The following is a 20,063-nucleotide window of genomic DNA, read 5'->3' on the forward strand; positions in this document are numbered from 1 at the left end:
AGGTAAAATTAAAAGGCATGAGCCCGGTAGATTACCGGGTTCATGCCCTCAAGGCTGCCTAAGTAAATAAAGTGTCTAACTTTTTGGGTTCACTTACTTATGCAAGTCCTTGTATTTTCCCCTTCATTCTTTCACTGAAGGGTGAAAAATTTCGTGGGGATACTTCTGTTGGATATAGCGTATTAGTGCAGTGACAACTTGCGGACCGGATTCTACGAGTCTACCTTGTTCAAATGCAGTGAAGTTATCACCGCCTGAAGCCAAATAATTACTAACCGCTACTTCATATTCGTTGCTTGCCTGAATCTCTTGACCCTTCATGTCTTTCAGCGCAACAATGCGGCTGCCAATTGGAGCATCGGGGTCCCAATTATACGTTAAACCCACCGTTTGCAACCTATTTTCATAATCCTTCGTCCACTGCTGTTCTAAAGCTAGTTTTATTTGGTCACCTGTTAAGATTAACTTACTGATACTATGACCCAAAGGCAAGCCTGTATAAAGGTCTTCTACAGTGATTTCCCCTTTTTTTAAACTTTTCCGCATTTCGCCTTGATGGACAAAAGCTATATCTACCCCCATGGCTTCCCGCTCAGATTCTGCAATCATTTTCGCTAATGCGGATTCACCGTTTGCATCTTGATTTCGTTTGATTTCTTCAGGCATTTGTCCTATTACCTGATTAAAATAGCTCCCCAATCTTTTTCTATATTTATATAGAAGAGCAACCGTTTCTTTATCTGGTTTTATATGATGATGTGCAGTGACAATAATCTTTGCTTGTTTCTTAACGATATTTTTAGTATGTGGGTCAATTTCAAGTTTTACTTGAGAAAAAGCTTTCCCATTAGAATAAGCTTGAACGATCAGTTTACCGGCTGCAACGGTATTGGCATATTCATGGCTGTGACCGGCAAAAATGACATCGACCTCATCATCGATTTTTGGAGCCATCTCCACTAAAGCTCCACTGGAATTTGCTCCTGCCTTATCTGATTTAGCTGAATCATGTGCCAGTACAACAATTACCTTAATCCCTTTTTCCTTTAAAATCTTAACGGTTCGGTTAATAGCTGAAACTTCATCCGTAATTTCTACTTCTTTTCGATTTTCAGGTGCCACATACAGGTTGGTCTCTTTTGTTACCACCCCGATAAATCCAATATTAATTCCGTCAATTTGTTTAATAACATACGGTGGTAACAAGGGAGTACCCGACTTTCTATTTATTATATTTGCAGAACTATAAGAAGTATTGGCACCTTGAAAATAACCTGTTTTTTTATTGAATCCTCCATAAATAAGACGTTTCATTTCATTTACGCCTTGGTCCAATTCATGATTTCCAGGTGTCCCGACATCAACGTGCAGAAGGTTTAAAAATTCAATCGTGGGTTCGTCTTTAAATTGAGAAGAGATTGGAGGACTTCCTCCTACCATATCACCTGCATGAACAAGTAGTGTATTTGGGTTTTCTTGTTTATATTTTTTTAAATGGGCAGACAGGTATTCAGCCCCACCTGCCATGGTTCCTGAAACCATTTGATATTTGTTTAGTTGGCCGTGAAAATCATTAACGCCTAACAATTGTACTTGAATGTAGCGGTTGGATGTGGAATGATTTGTTGTGGAATGATTGGATGTGAATGCTGAGATTTTATAAGTTACGAAAATGATGATAAATACCAAGATGAACAAAGAAGATATGGCCTGAAATTTTGACAATTTCCGATCCCTCCCTCTAGATGTAAATTAAGAATAACTCTTGAATTTTATATCCGTATAAAGGGACCGTGATTTTTTGTTATATTTCATATAATAATTGTTAAGTTAACCCAGTACATGCATATCTTTTTAAAATACTCATACGGCTTAACATTTAGAAATCTGTTAAGATTTTGACTAGCAATAAATCCAGTTTTATTTAAAAAGGCACCAAATTTTCTACCCATTAAACCATAGTACTTGAATTTATCCTCATTCTTAAAAATTAGTTCAACTAAATGTACTCCTTTAGTTAGATTCCCCGGCCTAATTCGGTACTAATGGACGGCTCTAATCATATTCTTATAAAAAGAAAACAATAAGAAGAGGTGCAAAGTCAGTTGATAAAAGTTAAGGTTGGTTTACGTCCCATTGTAAGTAAAATAAATTTACCTACTGTTTTGAAAACAACCATACTTCCAGGTGACTCAATTGAAAGATTATTTATTGCAACCCAGATAGGAGAGATCTTTTACATAGGAAACGGAGATATAAGGACTTTTTTAGATATTCGCCCGCGAATCCTGAAACTAGGTGCTTCTGGTGGCGGATATGATGAACGGGGATTGCTGGGGCTAGCGTTTCATCCCGAATTTTATTATAACGGTCTGTTTTATCTTCATTATTCAGTAGCTGGAACACAAGGACCAGGTGCTCTTCCTGAATCTTTTAAGCCTGATCCGTGTGATCCCAAGACTTTAAACCTAAGGTGGATAAATAGAGAAACACAATATGATCATATTGATACAATTGAAGAATGGATTTTACAATCGAATGGTCAACCCCAAAAACGACGGACATTACTTAACTTAAGAAGACCATTTTCAAATCATAATGGGTTCAATAGTTTAAACTTTTCACCTGAAACAGGAAAACTTGTTTTAACAACCGGAGATGGTGGATCAGGCTATGATCCATTTAACTTAAGCCAGGACGATCTAGAAATCGCTGGTAAAATAATTGAAATTGATGTAGGTAAGAATATGTACGTCAATGATCCACCCATTGTCACACGTTTCAATGAACTTCCCACAACCATTCAGGAAGCGCTCATGGTAATGGCCAAAGGGGTTCGCAATATACCAGGCATTTCATTTCAAAGGTTTTATAATCAGTATATTAAATATGCGGGAAATGTCGGCCAGAGTATGGTCGAGTCGATTTTTTCATTTGTTCATTATAAACCAATGCCGGTTACTCAGCTTATTCAAGCTTCTTTCATGAATTCTGAACCTGACAAAGAAGGATTTATTAACTTTGGCTGGCGAGGTTGGGAAGGTGCTTTTCCTGCTTCGATTATAAAAGGCTGCACTGAAAATCGGAATTTGGATGAAAAAACAATTGCTTATTACAATGAAGCAGTAACACTTTCAGGGAGTCGTCTTCAGCCTTTAACTAGTTATTTTCATAAAGATACCAGACCCGATAAGTTTGGGGGAACTGCACTTACAGGAGTGCAGGCCTATATGGGGAAAAGCATCCCTGGTTTAACAGGAAGCGTTGTGTTTACCGATCTTGCCCGGAAAGAATCTCACCCTCAGGTTAGAGGGGCTCTAGCTTATACTACCGTTAGGCCAAATGGTGAACAAAATGATTTTAGTGTGATACAAACCGATTATGATTTTGGGTCTCAATCAGCTTATTATGTTAATTTGGGAACGAACCTGGATCAAAGCAGATTATATTTAGGGGTTTATGGCTCTATGAAAGTGACTAATTTCAACCAGGGTACTGTTTTTGAAATTGTTCCCTGAATCATAACTATAAAATTCTTGATAATTCTCTTATGAATCGAAATTAAAACCAAGTGATGGAGAATCACTAAATTATAATCATTTTTAATCTTTTAAAAATGATTAAAGCAATTTCAACCCATAACCAGCTATAAATGAAAGCAAATATAAAGCCAGTTATAAGAAATGAAAAGGAAACAGCGACGGCTGGACCTAAAACCGGAAAGTGAAAAATAAATATTAGACTCAGAATCCCTAACATTAAAAGAATTGCACCAGCAGCAATAATACTTAATCTCTTCCTAAAGAAGTAAAAAGATGCCCCTATGCCAAGTCCTAACAATCCTGTTGTAAAAGGAAATACAATCAGTTCAGTTGGCTGTAGGATGAATAACAACATAATTGTCAGAAGGTAGGTCATCACTCCATATGGAATGGAAAACATGGAACATAACAGAATAGGTGCAGTGGCTAGTGGACTTATAAAATATCCTATACCTGGTAAAAAGCCAGCAGCAGCCTGTAGAATAGCAGCAATACAGGCAAAAATAGATCCTAGAATGAGCTTCATCGTTTTTTTATGTTTATTGAATATTATTTGAGATAAACGAACCTCATCAGAAATAGGTTTAAAAAAATACACCTTTCCACCTCCTTCCATTTGGTTTATACGATACGATACATTATATTACCATTTATTAGAGGTGGAACAATTATTAATAATCCAAACATCAATTTCCTGTGTAATGAAAAATAGCTTAATAAATAAAAAAACAAGGCCTTATTGGCCCTGCTTTTTATTTGACTATTACTTTCCCAACCATTCCTTCCTGGAAATGGTACCGGCAAGTCAGTTCATATGTACCGGGCTGTTTCGGTTGCACGGTAATGGTTTTTTCTTTACCTGGCTGGACCTCGGCGTCAATTCCGAGCTTTTCCACTGTGAAGGTGTGTTCTTTTGTACCTTTGTTTTTCAATATCAACGTTGTGGCTGTTCCATTCGGAATAGTGATGACTTCCGGATTAAAGTAATCATCGTTCAACTCGACCTCAATCGATTTCACCGTAGGCTGAGCTACAACACCGGATTCGGCAAATACGCCGAGTGAGCCTAGAGTTGTCACAACTACAAACATTGCAAGCACAACAACCAATCCTGTTACCCGCTTTTTCACAGACATTCGCAATCCCTCCTTCCCTAACACTATTTTTTCTAATCCATTAAAATATTATTACTATTAATTTGGTTGCAAAGGAGAGCTGCTAGTCAGCTCCTTTGCAAAACACCTGATAGCTCAATAACAATCATTTATACAAGATATCATCTCTTAGTGTAGCAACTTTAGTTAAAGCTGTATCTATGTCAGCTTCATTCACTCCAAAGTGAGCTAGTGCATCGTTAAGATGTTTTACAATGGCATTAAAATGGTCTGGTTGCAGATTCAATCCTTGGTGAGCTTTTGCCATGGATTGTCCAGAATATTGTTTTGGACCACCTAATGCAAAACTAATGAACTTTGTTTGATGACGGCGTTGCTTTTCCATATCCGTCTTTTCAAAAAAATGATTAACTGTCTCATCCTTAAGAACCAATTCGGAGTAAAAATAGTCCACAACTTTTGCTATCGCTTCTTCCCCGCCGACTTTTTCATAAAGTGTTTGTTCCATATATACACTCCTAACTTGTAATTAATAGAAGTATTCTTTGTAGAAAATTTGTTTTTATTCCTTATCTTTCAATTTAATCCCCTTTTGCTGAGATTCACTTATCCCTCTTTATTTCAACTTGTTGCTACCAAGTTGCTGAAAATGCATAATTGATTTAGGAAATTCCATTTATTACATTCACTGTTCACACGATAATTTCACATATTCAAATTGTAATGTGACAAAATTGTAATCTTACTTCCTGTTACATCTATGGTGGGAAAAGGGATGAATTTTATAGTATGTAACATGAGGAGGAGATTTACGTTGAAAAAAGTATTACAAACTAAAAACTTATCTAAATCCTATGGAAAGGCACAGGTTTTAAAAAATATTGACCTTACCATTACTTCGGGTGAATTCACGGCTATTATGGGGCCATCCGGTTCAGGAAAAACCACACTGATGAATGTGCTCTCGACAATTGATAAATTTTCTGGCGGGGAGGTCTGGCTTGAAGAACAGGCCCTGTTGGATTTAAACAAAAAAGCATTGCGTACATTTCGCCAAGAACGAATGGGGTTCATCTTTCAAGATTACAACTTGCTTGATACTTTAACGATAAAAGAGAACATTATCCTGCCCCTTTCATTAAGGAAATTTTCTACGGATGAGATGGAAAGACGACTGAAACCAGTCATTCAGGCATTGAATATTGAAGAAATCCAGGATAAATACCCTACAGAAGTTTCTGGCGGTCAGAAACAACGGGCCTCATCTGCGCGCGCCATTATTACAAACCCTGCGATTGTCTTTGCAGATGAACCTACAGGCGCTCTTGATTCGAGATCAGCAACACAATTATTGGAACAGTTATCGACCTTAAATGAAACGTTTCAAACGACTATTCTTATGATTACACACGACTCCTATGCCGCAAGCTTCTGTAAACGTGTTATCTTCTTGCGTGATGGAGGAATCGTAAACGAGCTTTATAAAGGTGACCAAAGTCAAAGTGACTTCTTTGATCGAATCCTTCACATCCAGAGTGCCATGGGAGGGAATCAAAGGTGAACTTACTGAATATGACTTTCCGGAACGTTCAGCGCAATTTCCGTGTTTATACGATTTATTTGTTGGCCATGATTACTGGTGTGATGGTCCATTTCACCTTCTCATCACTAATGTATAACCAGGATATATTGGATGTACTCAATAATAAGGAGAGTTTTCAAACGGGGGTGTCGATTGCCTCAGTGGTCATCTTCCTCTTTATCATTTTCTTTATTCTTTATGCTAACTCTTTCTTTATGAAGCAAAGAAAAAAGGAATTTGGACTCTATTTGCTTCTAGGTATGAAAGAAAGCCAGATTACACGAATGGTTTTCTTTGAAAATTTGCTCATTGGATCATTCTCGCTTGTAATTGGAATACTTCTTGGCGGTCTGCTGTCCAAGTTTTTCGGTATGGCATTAATGAACTTAATGCAATACGACAATGTCATTACGCTGAATTTTCCTTATCAAGCGATCGGCTCGACAATCATCCTGTTTCTCTTGTTAGCGATCATTGCAAGTATCCAAAGTTTCTTCATGATCAGTCGTGTACAACTCGTGGAGTTGTTTCATGCCAAAGAAAAAATGGAAAAACCGATACCGTCTTCGTTCATTATGGCAGCTTTGTCATTAGTGTTATTAGCAACGGAATTTTTTCTGATAAGCCAGGGCAAAGAATCAAGCATATGGAAAGAACACGTAACTTTTGCCATGATTGCTGTCACAGTCGGCATGATCGGCGGAACGTATTTGTTCTTCCGTCAGTTCTCCGGCTGGCTGCTGCATAAGATTCGCCAGAAGCATAATTTCCATGAAGGCAATCGGGTATTGTGGATTTCCTCATTGCGCTTCCAAATAAGGTCGAATACGTTAAACCTTACCTTCATCTCTTTGTTCAGTGCGACCATTATTTTCTTGATTGGATTCGTTTCGATCAATTATGCTGTCCAATTTGAAGCTGTCGGCAGGAATTTACCGAATGATATTGCGTTTCAGTCATTGGATAAGGAAACTAACGAGAAAATTGATGCTAGAATAAAAAATTCCGACCACTCAATAGAGTATCACAAAACTTTGGAAGCCTTAGTAGGAAAGCCAAATACAAACATGGACCTTGCTTTTGAGAACCCTGAGTATTTTTCAAAGGACGTTTTTCTTTTTCCAGAAAAAGCATATAACGAAATCATCTCATTGCGTGGAAATCAGGAGGAAATCCATTTAGAAGATATGGAAGCTGTAACTCTGTCACAAGGAACAGATTCCCCAAAATCCTTCCCCTCCGATCAGCTGCCACGTTTTAAAGTGAATGTAAATGAAGATATCACTCTAAAACTAATAGAGAAGAAAGATTACGCATTATTAGGCTGGGCCAGCGACCCTGTTCAATCCATGTTATTAAAGCCCGCAGTCCTGATTATTTCAGATGAGGCTTATCAAAACTTAAAAAGCAAAGCCAAAACGATCCCTTTTGAAATTTATGAAATTGAAAATGAGAAGCAGGCTGAATCTTTATCAAGTGATATACATGCCATTGTTACGAAGAAGCCCGACACTTACTATTCTTCATTTGCTGATGTGTATTCAAAGCAAATAGAAGGTTCATCTTTAATGTTATTTGCAGCTGCTTTCCTGGCTGTCATTGCCCTGTTTGCATTGGCCAGCGTCATTTACTTTAAACAATTGCGGGAAGCAACGGAAGAACAGAGACAGTATTCCATTCTGCGAAAGATAGGAACCGCAGACCGTGAATTGAAAAGCGTGATTCGTAAACAACTTCTCTTTGTTTTCTTCCCTCCGCTAGTTTTAGGCATTTTGCACAGCTGGCTCATTTTAAAATACTATATCCTGGATTCTGTACAAGATTTTCCGCAGCTCACTTCGATGCTCTGGTTCATCTTTGCAATATACTTTGTGATTTATGTATTGTTTTATCTGTCTTCTGCGAATCTCTACTACAAAATCGTAAATCAGAAATATTAATTAAAAAACGCAATGGCCTTCATCAAGGTCTCATTGCGTTTTTTTGCATAATGAAATAGGGATCGACATTTTTGGGAAAGTGCATGACAAATTCCGTATACAAACCTGTTTCAGAGGTGCACGTGATATAGTGGCCAAGTTTATTGGATAACTGCTGTGCTAAATATAACCCCATCCCTGTGGATTTTGTGTAGGTACGTCCGTTGGATCCTGTAAAACCCCTATTGAATATCCGTGGTAAATCCGTTTTTTCTATACCAATTCCATTATCTCTAATGATCAGCTGCTTTTCTTTTAAATCGAAACCTGTCTCAATCTTTATTTCCCCTTCTTCTTCCGTATACTTCAAGCAATTTGAAATTAATTGATTCAGGATAAATTGCAGCCACTTGGGGTCACTTTGGATGGTAGTTGGTTCTATCTGTAACTGCAGGCGGATTTTCTTGGAAATAAATGTTTTGGAATGAGTTTTTATGACCTCTTTAACCAATTGGTCCAAATCACAATTCTTGATGTCATAGTCTTGATTGAAGCTATCCAACTTTGCATAATAAAGTGCTTGATCCACATAATGCTCTATCCTTGATACCTCATCATGAAAGCTCTTGGCATCGATCTCTGTCTGCTCCATCAATCGCAGCACCGAGATGGGTGTCTTAATTTCATGAAACCACGATACAATAAAATCGTAATACTCGCTTTGTTTCTCATGAATCAGATTGAGAGACCTTATTTGTTCCCTTTCCTTCTCTTCAATCAACTGCTGTAACGAGGCTGCCTCTAAAGAAAGGTTCTCATGATCTTCGTCACCCATGGCTCGTATCGCGCGTAAATTTTGCTGATACCGGTACAAAAAGAAAATGATCAATACGAAAAGAGTTAATGCCCCAGTATATAGAAAGGTGTTCCAGTTCCATGTCATATTGGGGTCAGTGTGATAGACGGCAGAAACCATACAAAAGACAAAAACCAGTAAAAAGATATAAGGCTTCTCATGTTTTAAAAATTGTATGAACCTCATTCAATCAGATACCCCATTCCTTTACGTGTCACAATAAAGTCTTCTAATCCAATTCCAGAGATTTTACGCCTTAATCGATTTACATTAACAGTCAGTGTATTATCATCGACAAACTGTTCATCATTCCAAAGAGCTTGCATCAAGTCATCTCTTGATACAATTTTACCGATTCTGCGCATCATCAATTGCAAAATGATGAACTCATTACGTGAAAGTTCAATGGACTGTTCCTCATATTGGATAGTTGAGTTTGTTACATGCAAAGACAAGTTCCGGTGCGTTAATTTTAAGTTATGTCCATTTTGATAAGTATAATTCCTCCGTAACAATGCACTGATTTTTGCTACAAGAACATCTAAATCAAATGGCTTCTGTATAAAATCATCCCCTCCCATATTAATGGCCATGATGATGTCCATGTTTTGATTTCTAGAGGAAAGGAACAGTATGGGCACACTTGAAATTGCACGGATTTGCTGACACCAATAAAAGCCATCAAAGGTTGGCAAGTTTATATCCAATAGTACCAAATCAGGCTGGAATTTCTCAAAATCATCTAAAATGTGGTCAAACTCCATAATCCCCACAACGTCATATTTCCACTTTGTTAGCGTATCAGCCACTATTTTTCTAATTTTTTCATCATCTTCAACTATCATAATTTTAAACATAACAATCTCCTATTCATGGACTGGATCGATAAAGGTTTAAATTCTCTATAATATCATAATGCTAATTATTCCAAACTCCTGTCATTTATACAATATGTCACTCAAGAATATGACCCAATCAAAGAAACTATAGAGAAGGAATGCGATAGTGACACCCTGTCCCCCCTTTTAGGGGTTGTACAATTTGAATGTTTTTCCTCTCCAGGCACTCGCTTTCCGCGGGCGGTCCGGGAGCCTCCTCGGCGCCTTTGCGCCTGCGGGGTCTCCCACACCCGCTCCAATCAACTTGTTTAAACTTTTAGATAGAACCCTTTTGTCTACAAACTGAGCCAAGCGACTATAGTGTTAGTCCACAATATTTTTATCAGCAATTAATAACCACTAATGGGTAATTACTTCTCCTATTTTTCGAGTATGCACTCAAACAGAAGGACACCCAAAAAACTGTAGACATTAATTTTAAGATAAAAAAGTTACCAGATTGCCCAAAAAATAAGTATAAGATTGTAATAGAGTGGATAAACTAATAAAAAAGGAGTGGGAGATTATGGAGACTAAAATTAAAGAAGGAACGAAAGAAATGTGGAGCGAAATTAATGCATGTATAACGCGGAAAATTAATGAAAAACATGATTTATCTTTTCAAAAGAAAAGCAATGATAATTATATGAATCTATATATTCAAACAGCCGTATTACACACCCTATTTGAACTATCAGATGAGTTCAGGAAAATTGAAAGAAAATATAACGGATTGTGATGCTTCCGGAAAGGTCATGCACCAAATTTAACTTAATGGTGGATTAGGATTAAACTCTTTAAGGGAGCTCTTTAATCCTAATCCACCTTTTCTTTCCAGCTATATAACTTACATTATTAGCTACCGACAATTTGACCAGCATTATTACTGTACCATTTGCTTCCCTTCCCTATGAATCCCTCTTTTTATCCCAACCAGAATCCATTATGCCAAATAGAAACCCCACCAGTTGTTAATAGGATCAGGTGGGGGTTTTCATGTTTTTCAAGTTTTAGTATACTATCTTGATTGACGGATAATCTTAATGGTACGCTAGCTTTAATACTATTATTTGTTGTTTTATCAATCTAAAATCTTGTATATTTAAATGAGTATATTTTGTAACTTACTGATGTTTGAAACGAATGATCAGTAGCAGCTCGGAATAGCTAAAATCATTGAAAATAAATATTTTTTGAAAGTGAGCTGAAAGCCGATGATGTGGTCACCACTATTCGAAAATGATGTACCTGCAGTTATTCTTCCTTAACGGCAGAAAAATTGCATCTCCGTTAAGGACTGGAAATGTTTAGTTAAAACGGAGGGTACAAAATGAAAAACACTATATTAGGTTCTTTATATTTATCACTCGCTGCTAGCATTTGGGGCGGGATGTATGTTGTGGTAAAAGTTGTGGTAGACGTTGTTCCGCCACTTGAATTAGTATTATTACGATATGTAATTGCGATTTTTGCATTGCTGACAATTGGTTTTATAACAAAACAATCTTGGCGAATTGAAAAACGAGACTGGCTTTTGGTTTTCATTATAGGACTTGTTGGAAACACAATTTCCATCGTAACCCAGGAAGTCGGTACACTGCTATCGACTGCACAAATGGGAGCTATCATTACTTCCACAACACCTGCATTTATGGTGATATTTGCACGTATCGTTTTAAAAGAAAAGATCACTATCAAGAAATCAATTTCTGTAATTTTAGCGACGATCGGAGTCGGTATCATTGTCGGGAATGCCCATATCGGCTCATCTCACCAACTTGGGGGCCTATCACTGCTTATTGCTGCCTTAACTTGGGCACTTATGTCTGTTCTAATTAAACGTGTCCCTGGGCAATATTCACAAATTGTTATAACGACCTATGCAGTGCTTGTGGCAATTGTCTTTTTAACACCTGTTACGATCAGTCGATTGGATGAGCTTGATTTCCAAGCAATCATGCATCCATCCATATGGGGCGGCCTATTATACTTGGGCGTTATTTCCACAGCATGTGCCTTTTTACTGTGGAATCGCGGACTGCAAATGCTTACCGCTTCAAGTGGTGGATTATTTTTCTTTTTACAGCCTATAGTCGGTACTTTTTTAGGTTGGTTAATACTAGGTGAACAAATCGGCTTGTCTTTTTGGATCGGCACAATATTAATTTTTATCGGTGTGTTATTAGTCATTCGGGAAGAATAACCCACATTAAAAAGTTTATTAGAGTTATATATTAAAATGTACCCTATAGAGCGGTCTCTTTAAAAAAGGCTGCCTATAGGGTTCTTTTTATGTTAAAAAGGGAGATTGGGAAAAAGTTTTTTTGTTTGTAATTTTTTTCATTATTCCCTTTTGTCTTATTAAGAAGGAGAAACCTTCAAGAACAGACCGCCGCACCGTCCCCACGCGGATCGACCCCGCCTTTGAGGAAGTTATGCTCATCAATCCGAATTGCTTGTGCATGGCCCATCAACCCATCGAATTCTTCCACCACTTCGACATGATGTCCCCTTTCTTTCAGTTCATCAACCGCCTCCTTTTTGACGCGGCTTTCGATTTTCAACGACTCGCTATCTTCACCCCAGGTTCTTCCCCAGACGAATCGCGGTTCATTGATTGCAGCTTGTGGGTCCATTCCGTAATCTATCATCCTGGTAATGATAGCAGTCTGTGTTTGCGGCTGTCCTTCCCCACCCTGAGTACCATATAAAATGCTCGGTTTTCCATCTTTGCAGGCTATTGCCGGCATCAATGTATGGAATGAGCGCTTGTTAGGTTCGAGTGAGTTGACATGATTGGAATCAAGCGAGAAAAACGATCCTCGATTTTGTAACATGACCCCTGTTTGACCGGCAGTGACACCAGAACCAAACTCAAAATAAAGGCTTTGAATAAAGGAAACCGAGTTTCCATCTTTATCGACCACTGCGGCATAGGCCGTGTCACTTCCCATTGGTGGACTCGTAACTTTCTCGGCATTTGTCTGAATTGATGATGCTAGCTTCGCTGCATATTGCTTATCTAGCAACTTATCTATTGGAATATCAAAGAATTCAGGGTCTGTAAGGACTTCGTTACGATCGCGGAAACCTGCTTTTAGAGCCTCTGCCAATAAATGATAGTATTCAGCAGAACCATGACCAATGTTGTCAAAGTTGAAATTCTCAAGAATATTGAGCGCCATCAGCCCGACGAACCCCTGAGAATTTGGCGGAACCTGATAAATCGTATAATTTCGATACTGAGTCGAAATGGGTTCTACCCATTTTCCATGGTGATCAGCGAAATCCAATACGGTTAACAGACCCCCTTGCTCTTTCAAATAGGATACGATTGCTTTTGCAAGTTCTCCATTATAAAAGACATCACGGCCTTGATCAGCAATCAACGCTAAGCTTCGGGCAAGATCTTTTTGAACAAACCGTTCACCTACCTCCGGAACTTGCCGACCCGGTGCATATATTTCAGCTGTTATCGGTTCCGTCGAAAGCCAATCCCAGTTCTTTTCCGTATACATCACTTGATTTTTCGTAATCGGAAAACCATCTTCAGCATACTCGATCGCCGGCTCGAGAACTTCAGCAAAAGTGAGTGTTCCACATTCTTTCAATATCTCATCCCAGCTGTCTACCATCCCCGGAACTGTAATTGCGCTTCTTACCCCGCGAAAAGGGATTTTCTTTTCACCTCTATATGCATCACGATTGACATTGCTCCCTGAGCGTCCGCTTCCATTGAAAGCACGAATTTTCCCGTCCTTCTTTTCATATGTAAGCCAGAAAGCATCTCCACCGAGTCCGGTCATATGTGGATAAACTACACCCAAACAGGCACTGACTGCCACTGCCGCATCAAAAGCATTCCCCCCTTTTTCAAGAATTTTGTGCCCTGCCACCGATGCTAAATAGTGTGGGGTCACCACCATACTTTTCGTTCCAATTATCGATTGGTTCATAAATCTACTCCTTCTTAATTATTTGATTTTTCAAAAAATTAATGTTAATTGTATTATAACCGGTTTGGTTTTTTTTGGAAATCAAAATCCCTCTTTAAGACAAAAAGTTGTTTTTCTTCATTATCATCAGTCTATTTAATTAGTAAATACCATTTATACATTCATTACGTAAATATCATTTGAATTTTATATACATTTCGAAAGCATTTTTGTTATCATTAATTCATAATCATGGAATGAATTCTAAATTTTTAAAAAAGGGAGGAATCGTTTTGAAAAATCCATATACGGAATTAACGGTTGGGATGATGAGAACGGGGATTTTAGGTTTTGGCGGCGGGCCATCAGTCATCCCGCTCATCCGCCACGAAGCCGTTTCCCGTTATCACTGGCTCGACGATGATGAATTCGGGGACACTTTAGCGATCGCCAATACACTCCCAGGACCGATTGCCACTAAGATGGCAGCATATCTTGGTTATAAATTAAAAGGCTGGCCGGGAGCCCTCGTAAGTGTAGCCGCTCACGTTTTACCTTCATGCTTTGCGATGGTTTTCTTGATTGCATTCATTAATGTTTTAAGTAATTCAGCAATGATCAGCAATATGATCGCTGCTGTCATGCCGGTGGTTGCCGTCATGCTTGGCCAAATGGCTTATGAGTTTGGCGAAAAGGCGGTAAAAGGTTTAGGAAAGATGCTCGGAATCACCTTTTTTGCGATTTCCTTTTTACTTCTGCAGATCATTTCCCTGCATCCGGGTATCGTCATAATGATTTTCCTTTTATATGGGGCGTTCCATTTTAAATTAAAGGATAGATTGAAAAATAAAAAGGTTGATAGGAAGGAGGAATCCGCTTAATGGGTCTTATAATCCCAATTGGAGTCGCTGTTTTTCTGGCGTTTTTCATAGCCAATATTCTTGGTTACGGTGGAGGTCCAGCCTCGATTCCGCTAATGTATGATCAAATCGTCACCCGTTATGGCTGGCTTGATAATACCGAGTTCTCACAAATGCTTGCGTTAGGAAATTCACTCCCAGGACCGATCGCCACGAAAATAGCCGCATATGTCGGATATGATGTATATGGATGGCCAGGATTTCTAGCTGCATTGGCAGGCACGATCATCCCTTCAGCCGTGGCTTTGATATATTTATTAAAAATCCTGAAAAAATACAAGCAATCGCCTATCGTAAAAGGCATGTCCCTGCTTGTGCAGCCCGTGATTGCAATCATGATGTTATTGCTCACCTGGAATATGGCCGCGGATGCCGTCGGTTCCATCGGCTACATCCATTCAATCGTCATCGCTGGTTTGGCATTCTTGGCTTTAGGTAAATTCAAGATTCACCCCGCATTCGTAATCATTCTTGCCTTTGCGTATGGCGGCTTTATCATCCCGCTCACATAATAAAAAAATCCACCTATATAGGGGGATTTTTTTATTTAAAGCTTCATGCCCATCCGGCTTTTATAACGTTTAATGAGAATTTGGCAATCAACGCTGACAACACCGACTACCGCATACAGCTTCTCATTGAGAAAACGTTCCATCTCTTGATTATCAGTAAAGATTCCGTGCATATGGAGTTTACTCGGACCGGTCATATGATATAAACTCGTTACAGCCGGTTCACTTTCTAATTGCTGTGCGACCGATTCCAGATATTTTGGCTCTACCTCAACGTTAAAGAATGCCGAGACATGGATGCCGACCTTAGCTGGATTTATGACCGCAGTAAACCTCTCGATCACCCCGTTTTCAACAAGATGATTAATTCTCATCTGAACCGCAACTCTGGAAAGCTCCACTTTCTTCGCTAAGTCGGTATACGAAATTCGTGCATCTTCATGTAAAACCGATATGATTTTCTTATCGATCTCATCAACTTTCAAGCTGGGAATCTTAAAGTCCTCTGCCATCCTACGTAACTCCTTTTCGACTTCTTTATTCCATTATCGCAGAGAACACCACCGGATCACAACAATCTTCCTTTTCACTTCTAATAAAGGCAGAAATTTTTGGGCAGCCCTAATTTTCCCCTCTATTTGCATATGAATGTCCATCATATATGTAGTTTTTCAAACTTAAGATGCAGCATTTCATCCAGCTGAGTGCAGCCGCCAAAAAGATGGAATTCGATAGACTCAGGGCCGGACAAATGACGGTACCTCCGACACTCCCTTGAGTTCCAGACTGCAGTCCCCCTCCTACTTCGAAAATTGGAAGGCGGGGGTTTTACAGCCCGTTTAATGCAGGATAATAGTTTATGAATTTCCAATGGACACTTCCTCAATCCTTTGTTTGAAAGGTTTTTGCGATATTTTTGTATTCCTCATCATTGAGAATGCCCATTTTTTTGAATAATGCGGAATAAGCCATTATTTTTTTCTGCGTACGGTTTGTACAATTCATATGGATCAGCTCCTTTTTTACATAGTATTCATTTATGACAAAATGTTTCCTTAATACAAAATATTTTGAATAGCCTAAATAAAAAACTGCCCATTTTCCCGGCAGTTTCAATTTATTATAGGTTTAATTAAAATAAGAGCAGTCTACAAAAACTCAAGTATGAATGATCATCATCTATTTTTAAATAACCACTTCCTAAAGTGTTATTGCACGGAAAAACCTGATTCCCGCATTACCATATACAAGACTGAAAAAATGCAGTTTGGGTCCATTAAAAATATTGTCTCTCTTGCAACAAGTCATCATTCGGATTATCGTTGTTTTAGAGATGCGAAGAAATTGAAAATACTGCATACTTTCTTCATACTTTTTCGCTAAACTGACTTTATTCCATAAGAGGGTGAATGCTCATGAAAATCTCCTTTAAGCTCGGACTATCTATATTTGTTTGCATTTTTTTGATGGAAACCGTTTCGATGATTTACTTGCATAATAAAGTGATCCATTCCCGTATCAATCAAGAATTGGAATCACTGAAGGCCCGTGGCAATAGTCATCGTGATGTGTTGGAAATCACGTATTCCGACTCTACCCTTCAGCATATCGGCCTGATGGAATACCATACCGATACAGATGTCGTGATTACGAACACAAGAGGAGATATTCTGATATCTTCCGCAAAGGTAAATGGGGGAATGAAAAAAATCTTGGCAAAAAACATCCCGCAACTCTCCCGAAAAGGTATGGTCATCCAATCAAGTTGGAAGGATGAAAGATATATTGCAACCGTTACGCCATTTATCAGTGATAAAGAAAAAAAAGGCTATGTTTATATGTTCAAAGATACTAGAGATGTTGAGGATTTAATCGCACAATTGAATAAGCATTTCCTTTTTGCGACTGCATTGCTCCTTTTCTTCATGCTTATCACCATTTATTTTCTATCAAAAGCTTTGACTAGACCTCTTATTTCGATGAAGGAAGCGACAACCAAACTCAGCAAAGGAAATTTTTCAGTGGCTGTGCCAGTACGATCTCATGATGAACTCGGGGAGCTTGCCCAATCCATTCAAAGCTTGGCTAATGAATTGAACTATTTAAAGAAGGAACGCAATGAATTTTTGGCAAGTATCTCTCATGAACTGCGCACGCCGCTAACTTATATCAAAGGGTACGCTGATATTGCCCGCCGGAAAGACTTGAATGTTGCCGAACGAACACGATACTTAGAGATCATCCATGATGAATCCGAACGATTAAACAGATTATTGGACGAACTATTCAATATGGCTAGAATGGATGTAAATACATTCGGCATATCAAAAGAAACCGTCCAGCTCTCTTCATTCCTGCAAAACATTCATGAAAAAGTGCTGCCGGCTTTTGCAAATGAAAGTATTCAATTGAATCTGGAATGTAAGGATGATTTATTTATAGATATAGATCCCTCGAGGTTTGAGCAAGTCATTCTTAACCTGCTCGATAATGCGCTGAAGTACTCGAACAAATATACAGTCACCACTATCAAAGCCACTGAATGCCTTGGCAGGATTTCCATCTCCATAATCGATCAAGGGGTTGGCATTCCCCCTGAAGATATCCCCCATATCTTTGATCGTTTATATCGTGTCGAGAAATCACGCGCCAGAGATACCGGTGGATTCGGATTGGGGCTCTCCATCGTCAAGCAATTAGTGGAGATACAAGGAGGAACCATTTCGGTTAAAAGCAACTTGGAGCAAGGAACGTGCTTCACTATCACATTTAAGGAGATAACAAATGAAGACAATAGTTCTGGTTGATGATGAACAAAGAATGCTTGATCTATTAGAGATATACATTAAACCTCACGGATATACATGCATGAAGATGAAATCTGGACATGAAGCCTTACAGTTCTTAGCGCATAAACATGCGGACATAGTCCTTCTTGATGTAATGATGCCTGAGATGGATGGGTGGGAAACGTGCGAAAGGATCCGATCGTTTTCCAACATTCCCATAATCATGCTCACCGCCCGGGATGCTGCACAAGAAATGGTGAAAGGGTTGAAAAAGGGCGCAGACGATTATATTACAAAACCGTTTAATGAAGATGTTTTACTTGCCAGAATCGAAGCAGTGACGCGGCGAGTGCATAATCAGAATGATACTGTGATCTTTAGGGGGCTAAAATTAAATGAATCCGCTTATGAAGCACATTATGATACCAAAACAATCCCATTGACACCAAAAGAGTTCTCACTGTTGTGCTTGTTTTTAAAATCACCAGATCAAGTTTATTCCAGAGACCACTTGCTTTCGACCATATGGGGATTTAAATCGGATACGGAAGATCGGACAATCGATTCCCATATTCGAAATATTAGAGAGAAATTGCGTCATGCCGGTTTTCCAGCAGATCAACACTTGAAAACGGTCTGGGGCATCGGGTATAAATGGAGTTCTGTGGATTGATATGAATTTCATTTCTGAGGCATTACTATCCAGCGGCCCTTTTTCCATTGCTGTAAGTTTAGTGTTCAATATATTGATTAGCGTGCTTGGTTTTATTCCAAGCGTATTCATCACGGCCGCCAATATCACCGTATTTGGATTTGAAAAGGGATTGATCCTTTCTTACATGGGGGAAATTGCCGGTGCAGTGGTCAGCTTTTGGTTATATCGAAAGGGCTTTCAAACATTCCAACCGAAGTTCATGAAGAACCGGTGGGTCATGAAGCTGCAAAAGTCACAAGGGTTTCATGCATTTTGGATGATCCTGATGCTTAGGCTCCTTCCTTTTATACCATCTGGCGTGATCAACCTAACAGCCGCATTAAGCAAGACGGGAATGATGATTTTCTTCCTCGCTACATCCATCGGAAAACTGCCTTCCCTCCTTGTCGAGGCGTATTCGGTGACACAAGTATTGGAGGCATCGGACGATGTAAGGATTGTTTTGGTACTGTTGATCCTGGTAATCGCAGTCGTTTATTACTTTAATAGGAATAAGTTATAATCCGAATCTAACAAGTTGTTCTTAGGCATATAACTATTCGTATATAAAACTGAAGCGAAAACAAGGCTGCACCAGATTATCCGTTTCTGGCAACCTTGTTTTCTTATTGAAAGATGGTAGTCTTCAAAAGTCTCTGTTTGCAATAGTATCTTAACACTACAATATGTGTTATCCGGTATGTGTGAGTAGGTGATATTAGCACGCAAACATCACTATCATGTTTGCTTCTTAAATTATAGAAGATAAAATGTATTTCCTTCAGGACCGAGCGGCAGATGTCCATCTTCAAGCAATTCTACAATAAAGGAAAATGGGTTTTCTTCACCAGCAAGTTCAGCTGTACAAGCAAGAACACTTATATACATGGCATGGCCAACGAGGAACTTTATTGCTTTTTCATCCCTAAATGCGTTGAATGCATGTTTATATGCTCCATGAAAAACGGCCTCCGGCACTTTGTCGACGATATCTGCAAGCAGCTTTTCATTTCCAGCGGCATCGATCTTTTCCTTAAGTTGATCTGGTAATTCCTTTAGAACTTCCCAAAGTGTACTTCTTTCAAACGAAAGACAGCTGATTGCCTCTGAAACCTGAGTTGCCGAAAGCCACTTTATTTTATATTCACTGACGCCAATTGCGTTCATAAACTGATCTACTTTTTTCTCTGCTTCATTACACTTTACCCCGACTTGTGAATACCAGTCTATGGAAGTAAGTCGCACAATCATTTCATTGGCAGACCGTGCGTCCGTACCGTACTTTTCTTCATTGATTATTCCGGCTAAAGCCATATTAGTC

The 20,063-nt window shown here is 38.9% G+C and carries 19 protein-coding genes; 10 read left to right on the forward strand and 9 right to left on the reverse strand.

Annotation, left to right across the window (positions count from 1 at the left end; all coding sequences use genetic code 11):
- Window positions 1-123: 123 nt before the first annotated feature.
- Window positions 124-1,725 carry a bifunctional metallophosphatase/5'-nucleotidase gene (locus tag V3595_RS20795; protein ID WP_485909230.1) on the reverse strand — a complete coding sequence of 534 codons (1,602 nt, stop codon included), beginning with the start codon at window positions 1,723-1,725 and terminating at the stop codon, window positions 124-126.
- Between the two features lie 380 nt (window positions 1,726-2,105).
- Between V3595_RS20795 and V3595_RS20800 the strand changes: the two genes are divergently transcribed.
- Window positions 2,106-3,518, forward strand: a complete 1,413-nt coding sequence (locus V3595_RS20800) for a PQQ-dependent sugar dehydrogenase (protein WP_485909232.1) — start codon at window positions 2,106-2,108, stop codon at window positions 3,516-3,518.
- A 67-nt stretch (window positions 3,519-3,585) separates the two neighbouring features.
- Here the strand turns inward: V3595_RS20800 and V3595_RS20805 are convergent, their stop codons facing one another.
- The 3 genes from V3595_RS20805 to V3595_RS20815 all read right to left on the reverse strand — a co-directional run bounded on the left by V3595_RS20805 (window position 3,586) and on the right by V3595_RS20815 (window position 5,165).
- A complete protein-coding gene (locus V3595_RS20805) occupies window positions 3,586-4,140 on the reverse strand; it encodes a hypothetical protein (RefSeq protein ID WP_485909234.1) in 555 nt (184 codons plus the stop codon).
- A 154-nt stretch (window positions 4,141-4,294) separates the two neighbouring features.
- Complete coding sequence (locus V3595_RS20810; RefSeq protein ID WP_485909236.1) at window positions 4,295-4,678, reverse strand: cupredoxin domain-containing protein; 384 nt, start codon at window positions 4,676-4,678, stop codon at window positions 4,295-4,297.
- A gap of 124 nt (window positions 4,679-4,802) precedes the next feature.
- A complete protein-coding gene (locus V3595_RS20815) occupies window positions 4,803-5,165 on the reverse strand; it encodes a group I truncated hemoglobin (RefSeq protein ID WP_241593607.1) in 363 nt (120 codons plus the stop codon).
- A gap of 306 nt (window positions 5,166-5,471) precedes the next feature.
- On the opposite strand from V3595_RS20815, the gene V3595_RS20820 reads away from it, so the two are divergent.
- Both V3595_RS20820 and V3595_RS20825 read left to right on the forward strand, forming a co-directional pair.
- Window positions 5,472-6,218 (forward strand): ABC transporter ATP-binding protein, encoded by a 747-nt coding sequence (locus V3595_RS20820; protein WP_485909238.1) that lies wholly within the window; start codon window positions 5,472-5,474, stop codon window positions 6,216-6,218.
- Window positions 6,215-8,179, forward strand: a complete 1,965-nt coding sequence (locus V3595_RS20825; RefSeq protein WP_485909240.1) for an ABC transporter permease — start codon at window positions 6,215-6,217, stop codon at window positions 8,177-8,179. The genes V3595_RS20820 and V3595_RS20825 overlap by 4 nt, the downstream gene beginning before the upstream one ends.
- Window positions 8,180-8,201: 22 nt before the next feature.
- On the opposite strand, the gene V3595_RS20830 is transcribed toward V3595_RS20825, so the two are convergent.
- A complete protein-coding gene (locus V3595_RS20830) occupies window positions 8,202-9,200 on the reverse strand; it encodes a sensor histidine kinase (protein WP_485909242.1) in 999 nt (332 codons plus the stop codon).
- Window positions 9,197-9,871, reverse strand: coding sequence for a response regulator transcription factor (locus tag V3595_RS20835; protein ID WP_350301570.1), 675 nt, complete (start codon window positions 9,869-9,871; stop codon window positions 9,197-9,199). Before V3595_RS20835 ends, V3595_RS20830 begins: the two co-directional genes overlap by 4 nt.
- Window positions 9,872-10,418: 547 nt before the next feature.
- Here V3595_RS20835 and V3595_RS20840 point away from each other — a divergent pair.
- Complete coding sequence (locus tag V3595_RS20840) at window positions 10,419-10,631, forward strand: hypothetical protein (protein WP_101224302.1); 213 nt, start codon at window positions 10,419-10,421, stop codon at window positions 10,629-10,631.
- Between the two features lie 591 nt (window positions 10,632-11,222).
- Window positions 11,223-12,095 (forward strand): DMT family transporter, encoded by an 873-nt coding sequence (locus V3595_RS20845; protein ID WP_485909245.1) that lies wholly within the window; start codon window positions 11,223-11,225, stop codon window positions 12,093-12,095.
- 175 nt (window positions 12,096-12,270) lie between these two features.
- Here V3595_RS20845 and ggt read toward each other — a convergent pair whose 3' ends face one another.
- Window positions 12,271-13,848: a gamma-glutamyltransferase gene (ggt, locus tag V3595_RS20850; RefSeq protein WP_485909246.1), complete on the reverse strand. Its 1,578-nt coding sequence runs from the start codon at window positions 13,846-13,848 to the stop codon at window positions 12,271-12,273.
- 272 nt (window positions 13,849-14,120) lie between these two features.
- On the opposite strand from ggt, the gene chrB reads away from it, so the two are divergent.
- On the forward strand, window positions 14,121-14,708 hold the full coding sequence (gene chrB, locus V3595_RS20855; RefSeq protein WP_485909248.1) for a chromate efflux transporter ChrB: 588 nt from the start codon (window positions 14,121-14,123) through the stop codon (window positions 14,706-14,708).
- Window positions 14,708-15,259 carry a chromate efflux transporter ChrA gene (gene chrA, locus V3595_RS20860; protein ID WP_485909250.1) on the forward strand — a complete coding sequence of 184 codons (552 nt, stop codon included), beginning with the start codon at window positions 14,708-14,710 and terminating at the stop codon, window positions 15,257-15,259. The genes chrB and chrA overlap by 1 nt, the downstream gene beginning before the upstream one ends.
- Before the next feature lie 35 nt (window positions 15,260-15,294).
- Here the strand turns inward: chrA and chrS are convergent, their stop codons facing one another.
- A complete protein-coding gene (gene chrS / locus V3595_RS20865) occupies window positions 15,295-15,771 on the reverse strand; it encodes a chromate efflux transcriptional regulator ChrS (RefSeq protein ID WP_034315019.1) in 477 nt (158 codons plus the stop codon).
- Between the two features lie 903 nt (window positions 15,772-16,674).
- Between chrS and V3595_RS20870 the strand changes: the two genes are divergently transcribed.
- Genes V3595_RS20870 through V3595_RS20880 form a run of 3 tightly spaced genes read left to right on the forward strand, consistent with a single transcriptional unit; the run spans window position 16,675 to window position 19,265 of the window.
- Window positions 16,675-18,066, forward strand: a complete 1,392-nt coding sequence (locus V3595_RS20870; protein WP_485909252.1) for a HAMP domain-containing sensor histidine kinase — start codon at window positions 16,675-16,677, stop codon at window positions 18,064-18,066.
- On the forward strand, window positions 18,044-18,721 hold the full coding sequence (locus V3595_RS20875) for a response regulator transcription factor (protein WP_485909254.1): 678 nt from the start codon (window positions 18,044-18,046) through the stop codon (window positions 18,719-18,721). Before V3595_RS20870 ends, V3595_RS20875 begins: the two co-directional genes overlap by 23 nt.
- 1 nt (window position 18,722) lies before the next feature.
- Window positions 18,723-19,265 (forward strand): TVP38/TMEM64 family protein, encoded by a 543-nt coding sequence (locus tag V3595_RS20880; RefSeq protein WP_485909256.1) that lies wholly within the window; start codon window positions 18,723-18,725, stop codon window positions 19,263-19,265.
- A gap of 233 nt (window positions 19,266-19,498) precedes the next feature.
- On the opposite strand, the gene V3595_RS20885 is transcribed toward V3595_RS20880, so the two are convergent.
- The gene (locus tag V3595_RS20885) at window positions 19,499-20,056 is read right to left on the reverse strand and encodes a hypothetical protein (protein ID WP_485909258.1); all 558 of its coding nucleotides are present in this window, start codon (window positions 20,054-20,056) and stop codon (window positions 19,499-19,501) included.
- Between the last annotated feature and the right edge of the window lie 7 nt (window positions 20,057-20,063).

The organism is Bacillus sp. CFBP9009, from assembly GCF_036541465.1.
Classification (GTDB): Bacteria; Bacillota; Bacilli; order Bacillales; family DSM-1321; genus Peribacillus.